A 543-nucleotide genomic window follows, 5' to 3' on the forward strand; every position below is an offset into this window, starting at 1 on the left:
GATAAACAAAACCGAGGTATCAGATAAATCTATATCTCGTAATGCCAAAAGTCCAGTTGGTCTAATTCTATATGAGACGAAATATTACCGCTGCTCTTAAACTGCAATTCGGGGTTTTTTACGCTGACGCGCGTTTTTTCCGGTACTGAGCGAATCACAAAAGCGTTACCGCCTATTACCACTCCTTCGCCGATAATTGTGTCCCCTCCTAAAATGCTTGCCCCTGAGTATATCGTAACATTATCGCTTATAGTCGGGTGGCGTTTTACTCCCTTTATACTTTGACCGCCCTTTGTGGACAACGCGCCAAGGGTTACGCCCTGATACAATTTTACATTGTCTCCAATAATGGCGGTCTCGCCTATTACAATGCCCGTGCCGTGGTCTATAAAGAAATATTTGCCTATTGTCGCGCCCGGGTGAATGTCAATGCCGGTCGCGCTGTGCGCGTATTCGCTCATAATCCTTGGGATAAGCGGAACCGAAAGCAAATAAAGTTCATGCGCTATTCTGTAAATCATAGTGGCATAAATGCCAGGGTAT

Annotated in this window: 1 protein-coding gene; it reads right to left on the reverse strand. The window is 45.1% G+C overall.

Annotation, left to right across the window (positions count from 1 at the left end; translation table 11 throughout):
• Nucleotides 1-29: 29 nt before the first annotated feature.
• Nucleotides 30-543 (reverse strand): serine O-acetyltransferase (locus ACYVTD_RS15900; protein ID WP_461248660.1); only part of this gene is annotated, 514 nt, incomplete at its 5' end.

It is taken from the genome of Treponema sp. R6D11, assembly GCF_054786075.1.